Genomic DNA, 16,728 nt, shown 5'->3' with positions numbered 1-16,728 from the left:
TCCACTGATTCGAAACAGTGGACATAGCCTGCACGCTCAGATCAAAGAGTTCCAGACGTCCATTTCTGCGCGCTTACGTTTGTTGCGGACGGTTCGTCCAAGGATGCAAAAATCCCATCTCAGAAAACGAAGAGCTCGCACAGCAATGCGAAGGCCGGTCGAGCTCAACTCGCCAAGCAGCCAGCCGATAAAACTGCTGCAAAAGTCGCTTCCGGTCGACGCGTAGCAATCGAAGCGACGGCGCCCCAACAACTGAGCTGCCCGAAGGCGCCACGGTCGAGAACATCCGACGCGCTAACCTTCATGTGCTCACTAAACGCAACGGATCGAAAGCCAAACTCGGTGTTGTAATTGGGATGAGCGGGTCGAACAAGGCGCATCGACTGTACGGCAAAAAGCGCTTGGACGAGGCAGAAGCGAATCGCTTCACCAAGCAGCTTGGCTTGCCAGCTGGCTGGCTGGACCAGCCGCGCTCTGAAACGGAGATACCCAAGTCCGTCTCGGCCTTACTCACGCCCGCATCACGCGCTCGCGCAAACGCTGAAGGACAAGCGTCTCCCGTTGCCACGCTTAACGTCGACGCACCGGATGGAACGGCTCCAGCTGTGTGGGCAAGCGAGACATCGTCCGCTACTTCGGAGCGCGCAAAGGCCCCTGTTGTACCCGAACCTCAGCTCAATAGTGTCATGGCGGCGGATGCTCCAATAAACGCGACCGAACAGCCTGTCGCAATCAATGTGCATACGGTCGAAGAGAACGGTCAGCGCGTGCCGACACCTGCACTCGCAGGTGCTGAGTCTCCACCAGCGTCGGCAACAAGTCTGCAAGGTCTCGACGGTATCTCGCCGATTGCTGAAGCGCTGCTCAAGAAGTTGGCAGGTAAAGCACGCACGGGTCGACTAGACGAGTTGACGGCACTCGAGCTCCTGCACAAAGCAGTATTGCTTTGACCTGATCCGCGTCGGTATCAAAAGCAGTCTCCCGTTCGTCACGTCCGTCGCGTCCGGGCCAGGCCGATTGCGCTGCGAGCGTCTTCGCGCTAAACGAAGAAGAAATCCCGCCAAGTGGCCGCCCGCAAGCCTGCCGTCCGTCATAGAAACGCTCGATTGCCGTTACAGCTATGATCGTCGCACGCTAAGCGTCGATCACGCGGTATGGGCCAGCTAGTAGCCGTATCCGCCATCAATGCATCGCAAAGCGCACGATCCACAGGCCATCTTAAGCGTGGACCCAGCAACGTCTTGACAGAAAGTTGCGATCTTCGGTCTGCGGTGCGGAACTTCGGCGGCTACTTCGGCGGCGCGTTCTCGCCGGTGGCAGCGGGCTTCATCGTCGACCGCACCGGCTCTTACTCGCTGGCCTTCGTGATCGGTGGCGCGATTGCGGGGTGTGCCGCGTTGTTCTACTGGTTCATGGCCCGCACGCGCGTAGAAGACGATGCGGCCGTGTCAGCGCCCTGAGCTGTCGATCACCGTTTTCGTCACGCCCGGCGATGCCTCGATCTCCTGCGCGGTGAAGGTAAAGCGTGACCACGCCTGCCGCGCATAACGCCGCGTTCCATCGCGGTAATGCGGCGAGGCGGGGTCGTCCGACTCCGAATGGGCGAGCAGCGTATCGGCCTGCGGACCGTCATCGCCGAAGCGCACCACCTGCATATAGCTGTTGCCGTGTGCATCGCGGTCGAGCACCAGGCCCTGCTTGTTCAGGTCGTGCAGCGGACATTCGACAGTGAAATAGCCTTCGGTATCGCAGCCGCCGTAGAGCGAAATCTTCGTGTCGTGATCGAGCGCATAGAGCACGTCGCCGCGCGCCGAATTGAGCGCAAAGCCGTTGTTCGTCAAGGCGAGCGAGGCCGACGCGAGCGCCTGAGCGAGTGCGGGATTGTCGGGCTTCAGCCCCGCAGGCGTCGCGAGCGGACGCTTCGGATCGAACGGCTCAGTGTAGAGTTGGGCATCGGGAATATCGCTGGCGCGTCGCCAGAACTGATCCCATAGATTCGCGCCGCGTGCATCCACGCTGCCCTTGCCATTCCATGCGCGCAGCACGCGGCACGACTCGCTCAGATCGACCGTCACGCTGGCGCCGCCCTTTTGCTTCACCTGCACCGCACGCGATACGCTGCCCACCTTGCATACCGAGTCGAGCAAGGGCTGACGGAACAGGCGCTCCGACATCGACGAACTATCGAGCACCGTGTCTTCCAGCGCATCGCGCGTGACGTGGCGCGGATCGTCGATCAGTTGCGCGGCCAGCGCATGGCCGAGCCGCGTGCGTAAGGACTGCTCGGCGCCCGTCGCACCGGTCACGCGATCGAAGCCGGTCAGCGGCGTGCGCGGATTCGTCAGCCAGTAACTGCCGTTGAAGTTGCCGACATAGTCCGTGTTCAGCAGGTTCGGCATGCGCGCGGCGGGCAAGGCATCGGCTTGCAGCGGGTTATGTTCGCCCACGGTCCATGAGCACGCCGAACGCGAGCCATCGAAGAACGGCACGCCGGGCACCTTCGCATCGAAGGCGCGGCCGAGTGGCGTCGTGCAGGCGGCCACCAGCGCATCCGGTGCGTTCGGCACCGCTCCGATATCGGCGAACCAGACACGCGGGTCGTTGCGGCCGATCGCGAAGGTGTTGACCCACGGCATCGCCGCGTACTGCTTCTGGATCGAGACAAAATCGTCGAGCGACTTCGCCTGATTCCACGCGAGGAAATTGGCGAAGGCACGCGCATTGTCCGCGTTGATGTCGTGCAACGCGAAGGCCTGCTGTCCGGTCCACGCGAGTTGCGGGGCCATCGACGAGAGATCGACCAGTGGACCAAAGCGCGAACGATAGAGCGTGCGCGTGACCGGATGGGTGGCGCCGCCCGCGTCGTCGCGCACCTGCACGGTGAGGTGCACCGGCTCCATGCGTTCTTCGTGACCATCGTATTCGTAGCGGGTCGGATCGTCCTTCGACAGCGTCAACTGGAATACGCCGAAGCGCCGCGCGCTCGATACGGTATGCGTCCACGCAATGTCGCCATTGAAGCCGATCACGACCACCGGCACCGCGAGAAAGGACACGCCTGCCACATCGAGCTGGCCGGGGATGGTCAGCTGCGTCTGATAGAAACGGTCCGGACCGCTCCAGAACCAGTGCGGATTGCCGAACAGCATGCTGCGGCCGTCGTCCGTCACCTTGCCGCCGAAGGCGAGTGCGTTGCTGCCGATACCTGCGTGGCCGCCGACGTCCATCGATACGCGTTGCGTGTTCTTGCTGGTGGCCTCTTTCGCACCGGGCGGAGCGGCATTCGCGATGCCTTCCACGAAGCGCGCGGCACCTCCCGCGAGACTCAGTGCGATAAGCCGGCGGTACACGTCATCGCTGGAAATGTGGCCGAGCCACGGCGCGCTCGCGCATTGCGCATGCGCGCCCGGGTGTCGTGCAGCATGCATTTCATCGACGTAGCGGTCGTAGCCGCTGGCGTAGCCATCGATCAGTTCGCGCAGCTTCGCGGGTTGCGCCGACTTGTAGTGTGAGACGGCGGCATCGTCCGCCATCATGCGAAAGAAGAAATCCGAGTCGAGATTACGTGGTTGTCCATAGGATGATGGCGCGCTCGCCCGCGCTTCGCCGCCGAAGTACGCGGAACGCTCGCCGCGCCAGGTGACGAAGGAATCGGCCAGGGTGCAGAGATCGTCCTGTGCCTGCGAATAGCCCACGCCGTAGCCGAGACCGGCCCAGTCGTATGCGCGGATATGCGGCACGCCATCGCTGGTGCGCCAGATATCGGCCTTGTATTCACGATGAGACGCATGCGTTTCAGTGGAAGCGGTGAAATCTTGACGCGAAACACAACCGAAGAGACACGCGGATGCCACCGCGCACAAGCCAGCAATCAATCGATGCATAAGAGTAGTGTTCAATGCGCGAAGCTGATCGGCGTGCCGCCGCGCGGATGAGGCACGATGCCCATGGGAATGCCGTAAATGGCTTCGAGCGTGTCGGCGCGCATGAGTTCGACTGCTGGCCCGCTGGTGAGAAGACGGCCGCCCTTCAGCGCGATGAGGTCATCGCAGAAGCGCCCCGCCATGTTGATGTCGTGCAGCACCACCACCACCGACAGCCCGCGCTTCTGGCTCAGTTCGCGCACCAGACCGAGCACTTCGATCTGATGCGCGATGTCGAGCGCCGAGATCGGCTCGTCGAGCAACAGGCAGTCGCTGTCCTGCGCGACGAGCATGGCTAGCCATACGCGCTGGCGTTCGCCGCCCGAGAGGTTATCGACGGGACGATCGGCGAATCGCACCACATCGGTCAGTTCCATTGCTTCGAGCACTTTCGCGCCGTCCTTCACGCCGAAGCGGCCGAGCGCGCCATGCCACGGATAGCGGCCGAGCGACACCAGTTCGCGCACCGTCATGCCGTCCGCTGCGGGCGGCTGCTGCGGCAGATAGGCGACCTTGCGCGCCAGCGCACGGTTTTCCCATTCATCGAGCGCGCGTCCCTCGAAGCGGATGGTGCCGCCGGTCGGCTTCTGCTGTCGCGCCAGCAGCTTGAGCAGCGTGCTCTTGCCCGAGCCGTTATGGCCGATGAGACCGCATACGCGCCGCGCGGGCAGCGTCAGGTTCAGCGGATGCAGCAGCACGCGCGTGCCCAGCGAGAACGACGCTTCCTCTGCCTCGTAGGTGATGCCTTCAATTACTTCGTGATTCTTGACGATTGGTTTCATCGCGTCCTCAAAGCGCGGTGCGTCCACGCAGCATCAGCCACATGAAATACATTCCGCCGACCAGCGTGGATTGCAGGCCCACCGGAATCTGATAGGGAAACAGCAAGTTGCGGCCGAGCCAGTCAGCCAGCACCATCACCAGCGCACCCAGTAGCGCGGCGCCCGCCAGTTGCGCGGCGGGACGCCGGAAGCCGAGCATGCGGGCAAGATGCGGCGCCATCAGGCCGACGAAGCTCAACGGGCCGACGACCAGCGTGGCCGCTCCGGTCAGCGCGGCGGCGAGCAGCATCAGCGCCAGGCGGCTCGTGTCGAGCGGCACGCCGAGACTGCGCGAAACGGTATCGCCCAGTGGCAGCAGGTCGAGCCAGCGCGCGAAGGCCAGCGACGCGAGCATCAGCACGATGAACGACGCGCACGAAAACGCCGCATCGTTCGATGCCACGCCATAGGTCGAGCCGGACAACCACGCGAGCAGATTGGCCACCCGTGGATCGCCGGTGGCCAACAGCACGCTCATCAGCGCGCTGAACGCGGTGCCGAGGGCGACGCCGAGCAGCAACATGCGTTCGGGCGCGAAGCGGTAACGGCGGCCCAGCGCCAGCATGACGACCAGCGTGCCGAATGCGCCGATGGCCGCCGCGCCGGTTTGCGCGAACCGTCCCGCATCCTGCGCGATGAAGGCGAGCGCGAACACGCCGAGCGATGCGCCCGACGAGATGCCGAGCACTTCGGGACTGGCCATCGAGTTGCCGGTGACGCGCTGGAGGATCGCACCGGCGACAGCGAGCATCGCGCCGGCGGACAGCGCCACGGCCACGCGCGGCGCGCGCCAGTGCAGCAGGGCCTCGACGCTCCATTGCCAGCCGGTCGTCGATACGCCAAGCGACAGGCCGAGCATCGATGTCAGCACCAGCAGCACGAGGCCGGGCACGATCCAGCGCCATACGTCGATATGACGGAATTCGCTTGCACCGGAAGACAGGTCGACCGTATTCGGCAGCGCGGGAAGACGCGGCAGCAGCCAGAACAGAAATGGCGCGCCGAGCAGCGACATGGCCGCACCGGTCGGAATGCCGGAGCGGCCGCCGGGAATCATCTGGACGATTTCATCAGTCATCCAGAGCAAGGCTGCACCGAACAGCGGCGACCAGGCCAACCGTGCACGAAAGCGCCGCGCGCCCGCGAGACGCACGATCAACGGCGCGAGCATGCCGAGAAATCCGATCACGCCCACCGATGCCACCACTGACGCACTCAGAAACACCGCCACCGCCAGCGCACCGATCCGCACCATGCGCAACGATACGCCGAGCGATTGCGCGCCAGCATCGGACAGCGACATCATCGTCAGCGGGCGCACCAGCGCAACCGTGAGCACGGCACCGACTGCCAGATGCGGCACCAGCGTGCGCGGCGCGTCCCAGTTGTTCTGCGCGAGCGACCCCGCGCCCCACATGAACAGCGATTGCAGCGCCTCCCGATGCAGCAACGTGAGCACCGCGCCGATCGAGCCGCAATAGAACGTGACAATGAGACCCGCGAGTATCAGCGCGACCGGTGCGAAACGTCTGCGCCACGACAGCATCAGCACGACGAGCATGCCCAGCGTCCCACCCGCGAGCGCGAGCCATTGCTGCCCCGCGAAGAGCCATTGCGGCGCGACGAGGGTGACGACAGTGAGCGCCAGCGAAGCTCCCGCCGATACGCCGAGTGTGGTCGGTTCGGCCAGCGGATTGCGCAACACCTGCTGAAAGATCGCGCCCGCCAGCGAAAGTTGCGCACCGCCGAGCAGGCACACGGCGATACGCGGCAACACGCTCTCATGCACGATGATCTGGCGCAGATCGCTCAGGTCCGGGCGCGTGAGCGCGCGCCACCACATATCGGCGGGCAGCAGCGCAGCGAGGTGGCGCATCGACAGCAATAGTGCGCAGAGGCACAGCGCGGCGACGAGCCACGCGGGATGCATGTGCAGGCGGCGCGTGTGCGCATTCATGGCGACGGTCTTAGCCATGCGTCACCGTCAGTCCATCGGCCAGTCCGGTGGCGAACTGCACGGCGCAGGAACTCGCGCCATAAGTGAAGAAGCCCGGCAACGGATGCACCCGCCCTGCTGCCACGAAGGGCAGACTGCGCCACAGCAGGCTGCGCGAGAGATTGCGCAAGGCGAAGTCATCGCGCTCGCCGTGGCTGATGTAGAACAACTGTGCATCGTGCATCGAGGCGAGATCTTCGATATCGAGCAACGCGAAACCGCTGTTGGTGTCGCCATGCCACGCATTGCGCACGCCCAGACGGGTCATGACATCGTGCAGCATGCTGTTGGGTCCGTAGACGAACAGATGCCGGCCGTCGTCATAGAGATCGACGACCAGCGCGGGCCGCACATTCAGCTTCGCGACCTTCTGCGCGTATTCGGCGATCTGGCGATCGACATCCGCGAGATAGATCGAAGCCTCTGGCTCGCGGTTCAAGACCGCCGCGAGACGCCGGGTTTCCTCCGCCGCGCGTGCATACGGCTTGCCGCGTTGTGCGTCGTAGATGTCGATGCTATGGGTCGGCGCGATGAATCTGAGTTGCGCGTCCAGATTCGACTGGTCATCGTCGCGCACGATCAGATCGGGCTTGAGTTGCGCGAGCAGTTCGAGATTCGGCTCGCCATGCGAACCAAGTTCGAGCACGCCCGCAGGCATGACGGGCAGCGCGCCGGTTTCCGGGTAACTGTCGCGTTCGGCCAGCGCCAGCGGCGTCGCGCCGATCGACACGAGCATCTGCGCACCGGCCCAGCTGAGCGAGGCCACACGCACAGGCACACTCACGTGCGTCGCCGCCTGAACCAGCGTGGTGAACGGCAAGAACGCAAGGCCGCCGAGCAGGCGGCGGCGCTTCGGATCAGGCATGAAACGATGAACCATTACCTAGAGCGAGACACGTTCGCGCGTGGGCGGTTCATTATTGAGCGCATCGCCCAAGCCTTCTTCGACGAGCTGGCCGTAGTCGAGCTTCACGTAACGGTCGGCCAGATGGAAGTAGCGGTCATCGTGCGAAATGACGAGCACGGCCTTGCCCTTCGCCTTGAGTTCGGGAAGCAGCTGGCGATAGAAGACGTCCTTGAAGACGGGATCCTGATCGGCGGCCCATTCGTCGAACACGTAGAAGGGGCGATCTTCCAGATAGGTGACCAGCAGCGCGAGCCGCTTGCGCTGGCCCTGCGACAGGTCGGTGGTCGAGAACTTGCCTTGTTCCACCTTGACCTTGTGATCGAGATGAAGTGCCTTGAGCAAGGACTGAGCGCGCGCATCGAGACCGTCGAGCTTCAGGCCGTGCAAGGCCTCGAACAGATAGAAGTCGCTGAACACCACGGAAAAGTGCTGACGATAGATATCGCGCTCGGCCTCGTTCACCGGCTTGCCATCGAGCAGGATGCGGCCACCTTCGGGCGCATACAGGCCGACGATCATCTTCGCCAGCGTGGTCTTGCCGCTGCCGTTGCCGCCGATGAGAAACACCAGTTCGCCGGGCCTGAACGCCAGATCGATCGGTCCGAGCGTGAACACTTCGTCCTCGCGCTCGCGATAGTAGCGATGCGTGACGCCTTCCAGCACGATGCTGTCGAACGAGGTGACCGTATCGGCGGGCAGCGTGTCTTCCGGCGGCAGATCGGCGTTGATCGCGTCGATACGCTCGATCGCGACTTTCGCGGTGCTGATGTTGGGCAGCGCGGACAGCACGCCTTCGATCGGCATGATCATGTAGAGGAAGATCATCGCGTAGCCGGACATCACCGGGCCTTGCACCGGGTAATAGCGCGCCAGCAGGAACAGCACGCAACCGATGAAGGCGAAGAAGATGAAGCTGCCCCAGCTCGCAGCCGCCGCATACAGCACATAGCCGCGCGTACGCTGCACGCGCACCGCTTCGATATTGGTGGCGAGCGTGTTGTCAATGAACGCTTCCTTGCGCTTGCGATGCAGCTTGAGTTCCTTCGCGCCATCGAACAAGGCGCGGAAGTGCTTCACCAGATCGTCTTCACGCAGACGCGATGCGCGCAGATGAAAGGCCGCACGCGTGTTGGCCAGATGAAAACCGAGCGAGCCGAGAAAGATCGTGACGATGGCGAACAGCAGGATCTGCCATGACAGATAGCCCAGATACATCAGGCAGCCGATGATGACTGCTCCCTGCATGGCGAGCGTCGGCAGGCTAACGAAGAACACCACGATGGAGTCGAGGTCCGCCGTCAGCACGGACAGCGCGCGCGATGCGCCCTGCCTTTCCAGATGCTGGAACGACGCTGCGCCGATGCGGCGAATGGTGCGCATGCGCAGCGTGGCCTTGGCGTTCTGGCCGAGCTTCATGAACAGCGTGGACGACACCGCACGCGTGACCAGCACCAGCACGCTGAGCATTAGAAAGCGCAGCCCGAGTTCGGCCAGACGCTCACGCGATGCTCCCAGCGCCTGATTGATGAGTGCGACCAGCCCCGCGCTTGCCAGACCGCTGATGATGCTCGTCACCATCGCGACGAGCAGGGTCCAGCGGGAGTTGCGAATCAGATACCAGATCAGCGACATACTTGCTCTCCTCTCCGATGCTGGCAAGCGGCGCCGGCATCGTCTTGCATGACGACTTCAAGCACTGCGCGGAATGCGCAGGTTACCACTGGTAAGTCGCGCGCCCGATGACACTGCGGCGCAAACCATAGCTACAGTAGGTATCGCTCTGACAGTTCACGTAGATGCGGTCGAACAGGTTCTGCGCATTCACCGAGAAGCGCCAGTGCGCGATGTCGTAATGGACGGCGGCATCGAACAGCGTGGTCGACGCGAGCTGGAGCGTGTTGGCCTGATCGCCGAACTGCGAGCCGATATAGCGCACGCCGCCGCCGAAACCGAGGCCCTTGAGCGGACCGGTCTGCAAGGTCTTGTCGAGCCACAGGCTCGCCATGTTGTGCGGCACGTTCGCGGCACGATTGCCCGCATAACCCTGATCGCTGTCGGTGATCTTGCCGTCCATGTAGGTGTACGCGGCGGTCAGGCTCAGGCCCGCACCGAGATCCGCGAGTCCCGACAGTTCGATGCCGCGCACGCGGATGCCGCCGGTCTGCACGACAAAGTTGCCCTCCGGATGATCGAAGTCCGGCTCCACCACATTCTTCTGCTTGATGTTGTAGACCGAGACCATCGCGAAGCTCTTCTGATTCTTCGGCTGGTATTTGACGCCCGCTTCCACGCTCTGGCCGGTGGTCGGCTTGAGCGCCGAGCCGTCGAAGGTACTGCCGAGGCCCGGCTGGAACGAGGTCGAATAGCTCACATACGGCGCGAAGCCGCTGTCGAACAGATAGACCAGACCGGCGCGATACGTGAAGCGGTTCGCATCGTTGTCCTGGCTGTTCGTGCCGGCGATGTTGTCGTATTGCTTGGTGCTGGTCCAGTCCTGCCGCACGCCGAGCGTCGCCACCAGCTTGCCGAACTTGATCTGGTCCTGCGCATAGAGGCCGAGCTGATTGAGCGTATTGTGCACGCTGTAATCCGGCGAACTCGGCAGCACGATGCTGCTCGCGCCGCTGTACACGGGCGAATAGACGTTGATGGATGGCACCGAATCGGCATCGCGTTCGTCCCAGTTGTCCACCGAGCGCGTGTAGTCGAGACCGACCAGCAGCGTATGCTCGACCGGACCGGTGCCGAACTTGAATTGCGCCTGATTGTCGACGGTGAAGACGTTCGACTGCGCCACTGCGGCGTATGCGTAGCGGTCGAGCGTTTGCTGATCGTCCTCGAGGCCCGCGTCACCGACGATCTTCTGATCCAGGTGCGTATGCGTATAGCGCAGGTTCTGGCGCACGGTGACGATATTGTTGAAGCGGTGCTCCAGTTCGTAGCCGATGGCTTCATCGGTCCGGCGATATTCGTTGAAGTCCGGCTCGCCGAGGAAGGTGCCCGTGCCGATGCGTCCGCCCGGCCCTGCGAGCAAGGTGCCGACTGAAGGCAGGTCGACGTTCTGGCGGCCCGTGTCCCGATAGCTGAAATGCGACAGCAGCGTGAAGGTCGTGTCGGCGCTCGGCTTCCATGTCAGCGCGGGCGCGATATAGACATGCTTGTCCTGCACGAAGGCCGTCTGGGTGCTTTCACTACTCGAATCGGCCGTGAAGCGATACAGCAGCGAGCCGTCCTTGGTGACGGGTCCGCTCATGTCGATGCGACCGCCCACCGTGCCGCGCGTGCCGACTTCGATCGAGGCTTCGTGGAACGCGTCTTCGGTCGGCCGCTTGGTCACGAGATTGACCATGCCGCCCGGAATGTTCTGTCCGTACAGCACCGATGCCGGTCCGCGCAGGATATCGATGCGCTCCAGACCATACGTGTCGTAGGTCGGCGACAGCACAGTGAAAAAGTCCTGCGTCGAGAGGCCATCGACGAAGGGGAAGGTATTGGAAAAGCCGCGCACGGTGAAGTAATCGACCGTGGTGTCGAGCCCGCCGTATTGCTCGCCAATCACGCCGGGCGTGTAGCGCAGCGCTTCGCCGACCGTTTGCGCGGCCTGCGCCTGCATCTGGTCGCCGGTAATGACGGAGATGGATTGCGGCGTCTCGATGATCGGCGTGTCGGTCTTGGTGCCGGTGGCGCTGCGTTTGGCCACGTAGCCTTCGACGGGACTCGTCGCGGTTTCCTTCTCGCGCTCGCCCGTGACGGTCACGGGCTTGAGTTGCTGTGCATCGGCGCTGCCCGCTTTCGGCGACGATGCGCCCGTCGCGGGATCCGCGCTCTGGGCGTGTGCGGCGCCACCGAGCATCACCATCGCGGCCATCGCGATATGGCGGCGACGCATGCCGCGCGTCATCCGCGAAGTCCGCGAGCGTTCTGCCCTCTCCCCTCTGTTCATTGCTTGCTGAAGCCTGCGCGCTCTCATGCCCGGCCTTTTGCTTTCGATAGACTTTCTGGTTAAAAGAATCGCGGCGCTCAAACGGAGCTTTTCGCCGCGAACCGATGCGAAGGTTCCAAAACATCGCGCGACTATACCGAGCCAGCGACGCAAATGCAAACGATTCGCATTCATGCGACTACCCTACAGTGCTTCAGAACCGCGCGCTAAAGCGTGTTCATGAGATCGAGCAGGGACGCGGCATCGCTTGCAGAGGTCGTGCCGGCGGGGCTTTCATCGCTTAATGTACGGGCCATTTCGTGCAACGGCCGATGGCTCATCAGCACGGCAAGCGGCGCGTCAATCTGCGCGCGGCGCAACGCGGCCTGCGTGCGCATGGCGGCGAGCGAATCGCCGCCGAGGGCGAAGAACGTGTCGTGCCGGCCGACGCGTGCGACCTGAAGCACCTCGGTCCATACTCGCGCGAGCGTGCTTTCAGTCTCGCCTTCGGGTGGCACGAACGTTTGTGCGGTGCTGTCGTGATGATCGTCGTCGTCTAGAAGACGTTGACGGTCGATTTTTCCTGCCGGATTGAGCGGCATGGCATCGACGATCACGAGCGCGGCCGGCACCATATAGTCCGGCAACGCTTCGCTCAGTCGCGCGCGCAGATCGGTGGAGCTTGCTTCTCCGTCCAACGTGACGAAGGCGATCAGTCGCGACGATCTTGCGATGACGGCTGCTTCTCTTACATTCGGCATCCGAATCAACTGCGCCTCGATCTCGCCCGGCTCCACGCGATAGCCGCGCACTTTGACCTGTTGATCGGTGCGGGCCAGATAGTCGAGTTCGCCCTCCGCATTCCAGCGAACGATGTCACCCGCGCGATACATGCGAGCGCCAGCTTCGTTCGAGAAAGGATCGGGGACAAAACGCTCGGCGGTCGTACCGGGCCGGCTTCGATAGCCGCGCGCCAGCAGTTCTCCACCGATGTACAACTCGCCCGGCACGCCCATCGGTACAGGCATGAGTTGCGCATCCAGCACGTTCACGCTTCTTCCCGTCAACGGCTTGCCGATGGGGATGCGCACGGGTATTTCATCCTGCGTCTGGACGTAGCGCGTGCAATCGAACGTCGTCGCCGTGACCGTCGATTCACTCGGCCCGTACATGTTCACCAGTTCCACGTGGGCGAGGCCCGCCGCTTTCCAGGCGCGCAAGCTGTCGCCGAACATCGCTTCGCCGCCGACCTGCACGCGGCGCAAGCTCGCCAGCGCTTCTCGTGCAGATTTCGGGTCGCTCGCAAAGTCGAGCGCCAAGGCGCTCCAGTAGGCGGTCGTCAAATCCGCCACCGTGATACGCTGCGACCGCACTTCATGCAGGAAACGCGCGCTGTCCCACAAGGTCTCGTCCCGCAGCACGACCGTCGCGCCCATGCATAACGCCGGAAAGAGCTGATCGACGAAAGCATCGAAACTGAAGGTCGAGAACTGGAGCACACGGTCCGCGCGTGTGATGCGCGCCGCGTCGGTCACGGCCTGCGTGTGCCGTGCAAGCGCATCATGGGTGATCTCGACGCCCTTCGGTTGTCCGGTAGAACCGGAGGTATAGATCACATAGGCGAGTTGCGTGCCGTGAATAGCGACGTGCGGATCAGTGTCGACGCAGCCTTCGCCGCAGGTGGCGACATCGAGCGTCGAGACACCATCGAACGCGCCTTCCTGCGATGCGATGACGAGCTTCACGCCGCTATCGCGCGCCATGTAGGCAAGACGCTCGGCCGGATAGGATGGATCGAGCGGAACATAGGCCGCACCGGATTTCATCACGCCAAGGAGCGCGGCGATCATATCGATGGACCGTTCCAGCGCAATACCGACGCGCGCTTCGGCACCGATACCGATTGCCGCGAGCCCGTTCACGATGCGGTTCGCGCGCTGTTCGAGCGCAGCAAAGCTGATCGATTCATTGCCCTGTACGAGCGCGGTATCGTGCGGATGGGCGCTTGCATGAGCCGCGATACGTCGATGAACCGGCGTCGCATCGAGGGTCGCCGTGCTGCGCTCACCGATTCGATTCAGATGCGCGAGTTCGTCCTTGTCGAGCATCGAAACATCGGCAAGCGCACGCGAGGCGTCGATGGTCAAGGCATCGAGCAGCGTGCTCAGATGATGCGCGATACGCTCGATACTCGCGGCATCGAAGTGCTTGCGGGCATAAGAAAAATCGATGCGCAGGCCCGTGCGCTGGGTGATCGAAACGGTCAGCGGATAGTTCGTCTGCTCGCGCGCGGCGATATTCGAGAAGGTGAGACCGTCGTGCGCGGACTCGCGCAGCGCGTCGTCGAGCGGATAGTTTTCGAACACGAGAATGCTGTCGAACAGGGATTGACCGCCGTCGAGCTGCGCAAGCCGCTGAATCTCGTTGAGCGCGACATGCTCATGCTCGCGCGAGGCCACGCTCTGTTGCTGGATTTCGCCGAGCCACTGCGCGACCGGCATCGCAGCGTGCGGTGTGCCGACCACGGGCACCGTATTGATGAACAGGCCCACGATTCGTTCGACACCTTCGAGCGTAGCGGGACGACCTGCCACCGTCGCACCGAAACTCACGGTCGGCGCGCCGGTGTAGCGTTGCAGCAGCAGGAGCCACGCCGCCTGAACCAGCGTGTTGAGCGTGACATGCTGGCTTCGGGCGAAGCGGGTGAGATGGGCGGTGCGAGCAGCGTCGAAGTCGAGCGTCACATCGCCGAAGGTCTCGTTCGTATCATCCTTCGAACGCGGCAGGGACGCGGCCAGATGCGTCGGTCCTTCGAGCGGTGCGAGCAAGCCGCGCCAGAAAGCATGGGCGGTCTCGCGGCTCGACTCGTTACGCGCGAGCCATGCGATGAAATCGCGATAACGGCCACGTGTGGCTTCCTGACGGTTGCTGCCGTAATATTGCAATACGTCCGACAACACTTGGGCCGTGCTCCAGCCATCCAGCAGCGCGTGATGGAACGTCCAGACCAGATGATGCCGCGCCTCACCCGTTCTCACGAGCGTAATGCGCATCAGCGGCGGCTCGGCCATGTCGAAGCCCTGCGCGATCTGCGCTGTCGCGAGCGTATCGAGTGCATCGTCGCGTGCGTCGCGATCTCGCCAGTCTTCCTGGAACACGGGTAAGGTCACGCTGCGAGCCACCCACTGGCGCGGCTCGTCTTCGCATTGAATAAAGCCGGTACGCAAAGCCTCGTGACGCGCGACGATGGCCTGCCATGCTGCGATGAAACGTGCGTCGTCGAGGCCGTCCAGGTCCAAGCGCAACTGATTGATGTAGGCGTTCGTATGCTCGCCCAACAAGCTGTGGAAGACGATTCCCGCCTGCATGGGCGCCAGCGGATACAGGTCGGCGATGCGCGCAGGTTCGATCGGCAAGGCATCGAGTGCAGGTTGATCGAGTTTGGCGAGCGGCACATCCGATGGCGTAATGCCTTGCGCGCCGTTCGTGCAATGTGCGTTCAACGCATGCAACTCTTGTTCGAAGTCGCGTGAGAGAGACGCAATCGTCGATGCGTCGTAACGGTCGCCTCGGCGATGATGGAAGGTGACGGACAGCTCGCCATTCATTACCTGACCGAGTATTTCCAGCGCATGAGCCGGCGTCGCGTCCTTATGTTGCGATGCGCCCGTTTGCTCGCTTGCGCGTTGCCAGCCGCTATCACGATCGAGCGTACCGCCGAACTGACCGAGATAGTTGAATACCACGTCGCTGTTCGATTCACTGCTCAAGACCGCGCGGTGGATGTCGTCACCGGAATACTTCAACAGGCCGAAGCCTGAACCTGCCTGCGGTGCGGTGCGTAACGCTTCCTTGACCCGTTTGATGGCAGCAGCGTGTTCGCCTTGCGCCTGCAACACGACGGGATAGAGCGACGTGAACCAGCCGACCGTGCGGCTCAGATCGGCATGTTCGCCATGCACATCGCGACCGTGCCCTTCGATATCGATGCGCAATCCATCTGCGTGGGCGAATCGCGCAAGTGCGCGCCCCGCTGCTACGAGCAGCAGTTCATCGATTCTCGTGCGATAGGCTGCGTTGGCGTCTTGCAGCAGCCTGCGCGTGGCGTCGCGATCGAGCCTGATCGTTGCACTGACGGGTGGACCGGCATGCGCATGCGTTCGCGGCAGGGACGCGGGCACGGCGAGCACGTCGTTCCAGTAAGGGATTTGCGTGGTGATCTCGAGCGAGCGTGCCGCTCGGTGCTGCATCCTCGCGAACGAACTGAGCGAAGTGGTGCACGGCGGCGGCGCAATCGGTTCTCCTGCATCCAGTTGCGCGCATGCGCGTTGCAGATCGTCGAGAAGAATGCGCCACGATACGGCATCCACGGCAAGATGGTGAATCACGATGAACAGCCGCCACGTGCCGTCATCGATGGACATCGCCAATGCGCGGATCAGCGGTCCGTGCTCGATGTCGAGGCTACCTTGTGCCTGTGCGCAATGACGCTCGATGTCGCGCTTCGGAATGCCGTGCGTTACCGTCATCAGCGTGTGCGTTTCTTCGGGTGCGTAGTGTTGCGACCAGCGGCCGTCATCGGTCCGATTGAAGCGCAGACGAAGGCTTGCGTGATGCGCGACCAATGCATGCAGCGCCGTGTCGAGGTGAGCAAGATTGGGCGCGGTCGTGCGTTCGAGCAGCACGGACTGGTTCCAGTGATCGCGCGAAGGCATCGCCTGCTCGAAGAACCAGGATTGAACCGGCAACAGGGGGAAGGGTTCGTTGCTGGGTTCCGTTTCGCCCGTCTCTTCGATGACACTCTCTTTCGTTTCGACCGCAACCGCTGCGAGTTGCGCGATGGTCTGCTGTTCGAATATCTGACGCGCGGTGACGATGAATCCCGACTGGCGCAGGCGTGCGACGATCTGCAAGCCGAGGATCGAATCTCCGCCCAGCTCGAAGAAGTTGTCGTTCCGGCCGATGCGTTCGATGCCCAGTAGCGTCGTCCAGATTTGCGCAAGATGTGTTTCGAGTGCGCCTTGTGGTGCTTCCCACTCGTGGTCTTCGTCCTGCACCGACGGCACCGGCAGCGCCTTGCGGTCCACCTTGCCGTTCGCGTTCAGCGGCATCACATCCAGCACCACGATGCGCCACGGCACCATGTAATCCGGTACGCC

General features: G+C 63.0%; 10 protein-coding genes. 3 read left to right on the top strand and 7 right to left on the bottom strand.

The genetic code is table 11. The features are described from left to right. The 3 genes from NCT03_RS32080 to NCT03_RS32070 all read left to right on the top strand — a co-directional run. Positions 1 to 226 (top strand): hypothetical protein (locus NCT03_RS32080; RefSeq protein WP_250495351.1); only part of this gene is annotated, 226 nt, incomplete at its 5' end. Between the two features lie 79 nt (positions 227 to 305). Next, positions 306 to 950 carry a hypothetical protein gene (locus tag NCT03_RS32075; protein ID WP_250495350.1) on the top strand — a complete coding sequence of 215 codons (645 nt, stop codon included), beginning with the start codon at positions 306 to 308 and terminating at the stop codon, positions 948 to 950. A gap of 291 nt (positions 951 to 1,241) precedes the next feature. After that, positions 1,242 to 1,460, top strand: a complete 219-nt coding sequence (locus NCT03_RS32070) for a hypothetical protein (RefSeq protein ID WP_250470129.1) — start codon at positions 1,242 to 1,244, stop codon at positions 1,458 to 1,460. Here NCT03_RS32070 and NCT03_RS32065 read toward each other — a convergent pair. The 7 genes from NCT03_RS32065 to NCT03_RS32035 form a co-directional block, all read right to left on the bottom strand. Continuing rightward, a complete protein-coding gene (locus tag NCT03_RS32065) occupies positions 1,449 to 3,884 on the bottom strand; it encodes a penicillin acylase family protein (protein WP_250495349.1) in 2,436 nt (811 codons plus the stop codon). The two genes, NCT03_RS32070 and NCT03_RS32065, sit on opposite strands and share 12 nt — an antisense overlap. Before the next feature lie 11 nt (positions 3,885 to 3,895). Continuing rightward, positions 3,896 to 4,705, bottom strand: coding sequence for an ATP-binding cassette domain-containing protein (locus NCT03_RS32060; protein ID WP_250495348.1), 810 nt, complete (start codon positions 4,703 to 4,705; stop codon positions 3,896 to 3,898). A 7-nt stretch (positions 4,706 to 4,712) separates the two neighbouring features. Further along, positions 4,713 to 6,719: a Fe(3+)-hydroxamate ABC transporter permease FhuB gene (gene fhuB / locus NCT03_RS32055; RefSeq protein WP_250495347.1), complete on the bottom strand. Its 2,007-nt coding sequence runs from the start codon at positions 6,717 to 6,719 to the stop codon at positions 4,713 to 4,715. Then, positions 6,712 to 7,605 (bottom strand): ABC transporter substrate-binding protein, encoded by an 894-nt coding sequence (locus NCT03_RS32050; RefSeq protein WP_250470133.1) that lies wholly within the window; start codon positions 7,603 to 7,605, stop codon positions 6,712 to 6,714. Before NCT03_RS32050 ends, fhuB begins: the two co-directional genes overlap by 8 nt. An 18-nt stretch (positions 7,606 to 7,623) precedes the next feature. Then, positions 7,624 to 9,279, bottom strand: coding sequence for a cyclic peptide export ABC transporter (locus NCT03_RS32045; RefSeq protein WP_250470134.1), 1,656 nt, complete (start codon positions 9,277 to 9,279; stop codon positions 7,624 to 7,626). Positions 9,280 to 9,361: 82 nt separating this feature from the next. After that, positions 9,362 to 11,536 carry a TonB-dependent siderophore receptor gene (locus NCT03_RS32040; protein ID WP_250495346.1) on the bottom strand — a complete coding sequence of 725 codons (2,175 nt, stop codon included), beginning with the start codon at positions 11,534 to 11,536 and terminating at the stop codon, positions 9,362 to 9,364. Between the two features lie 260 nt (positions 11,537 to 11,796). Then, positions 11,797 to 16,728, bottom strand: a 4,932-nt coding sequence (locus tag NCT03_RS32035) for a non-ribosomal peptide synthetase (protein WP_250495345.1), incomplete at its 5' end; no start/stop codon positions are given.

Origin of the sequence: Caballeronia sp. GAWG1-1, assembly GCF_023631465.1 — a bacterium.
In the GTDB taxonomy this organism is placed as follows: Bacteria; Pseudomonadota; Gammaproteobacteria; order Burkholderiales; family Burkholderiaceae; genus Caballeronia.
The sequence above is the reverse complement of the archived record's forward strand: the minus strand, read 5'-3'. Positions and strand labels throughout refer to the sequence as shown.

What these genes read in the sequence shown, in the direction of transcription:
- fhuB (WP_250495347.1), bottom strand. Translation starts at nt 6,719, where the DNA reads ATGGCTAAGACCGTCGCCATGAATGCGCACACGCGCCGCCTGCACATG.
- NCT03_RS32060 (WP_250495348.1), bottom strand. Translation starts at nt 4,705, where the DNA reads ATGAAACCAATCGTCAAGAATCACGAAGTAATTGAAGGCATCACCTAC.
- NCT03_RS32045 (WP_250470134.1), bottom strand. Translation starts at nt 9,279, where the DNA reads ATGTCGCTGATCTGGTATCTGATTCGCAACTCCCGCTGGACCCTGCTC.
- NCT03_RS32040 (WP_250495346.1), bottom strand. Translation starts at nt 11,536, where the DNA reads ATGCGTCGCCGCCATATCGCGATGGCCGCGATGGTGATGCTCGGTGGC.
- NCT03_RS32065 (WP_250495349.1), bottom strand. Translation starts at nt 3,884, where the DNA reads ATGCATCGATTGATTGCTGGCTTGTGCGCGGTGGCATCCGCGTGTCTC.
- NCT03_RS32050 (WP_250470133.1), bottom strand. Translation starts at nt 7,605, where the DNA reads ATGCCTGATCCGAAGCGCCGCCGCCTGCTCGGCGGCCTTGCGTTCTTG.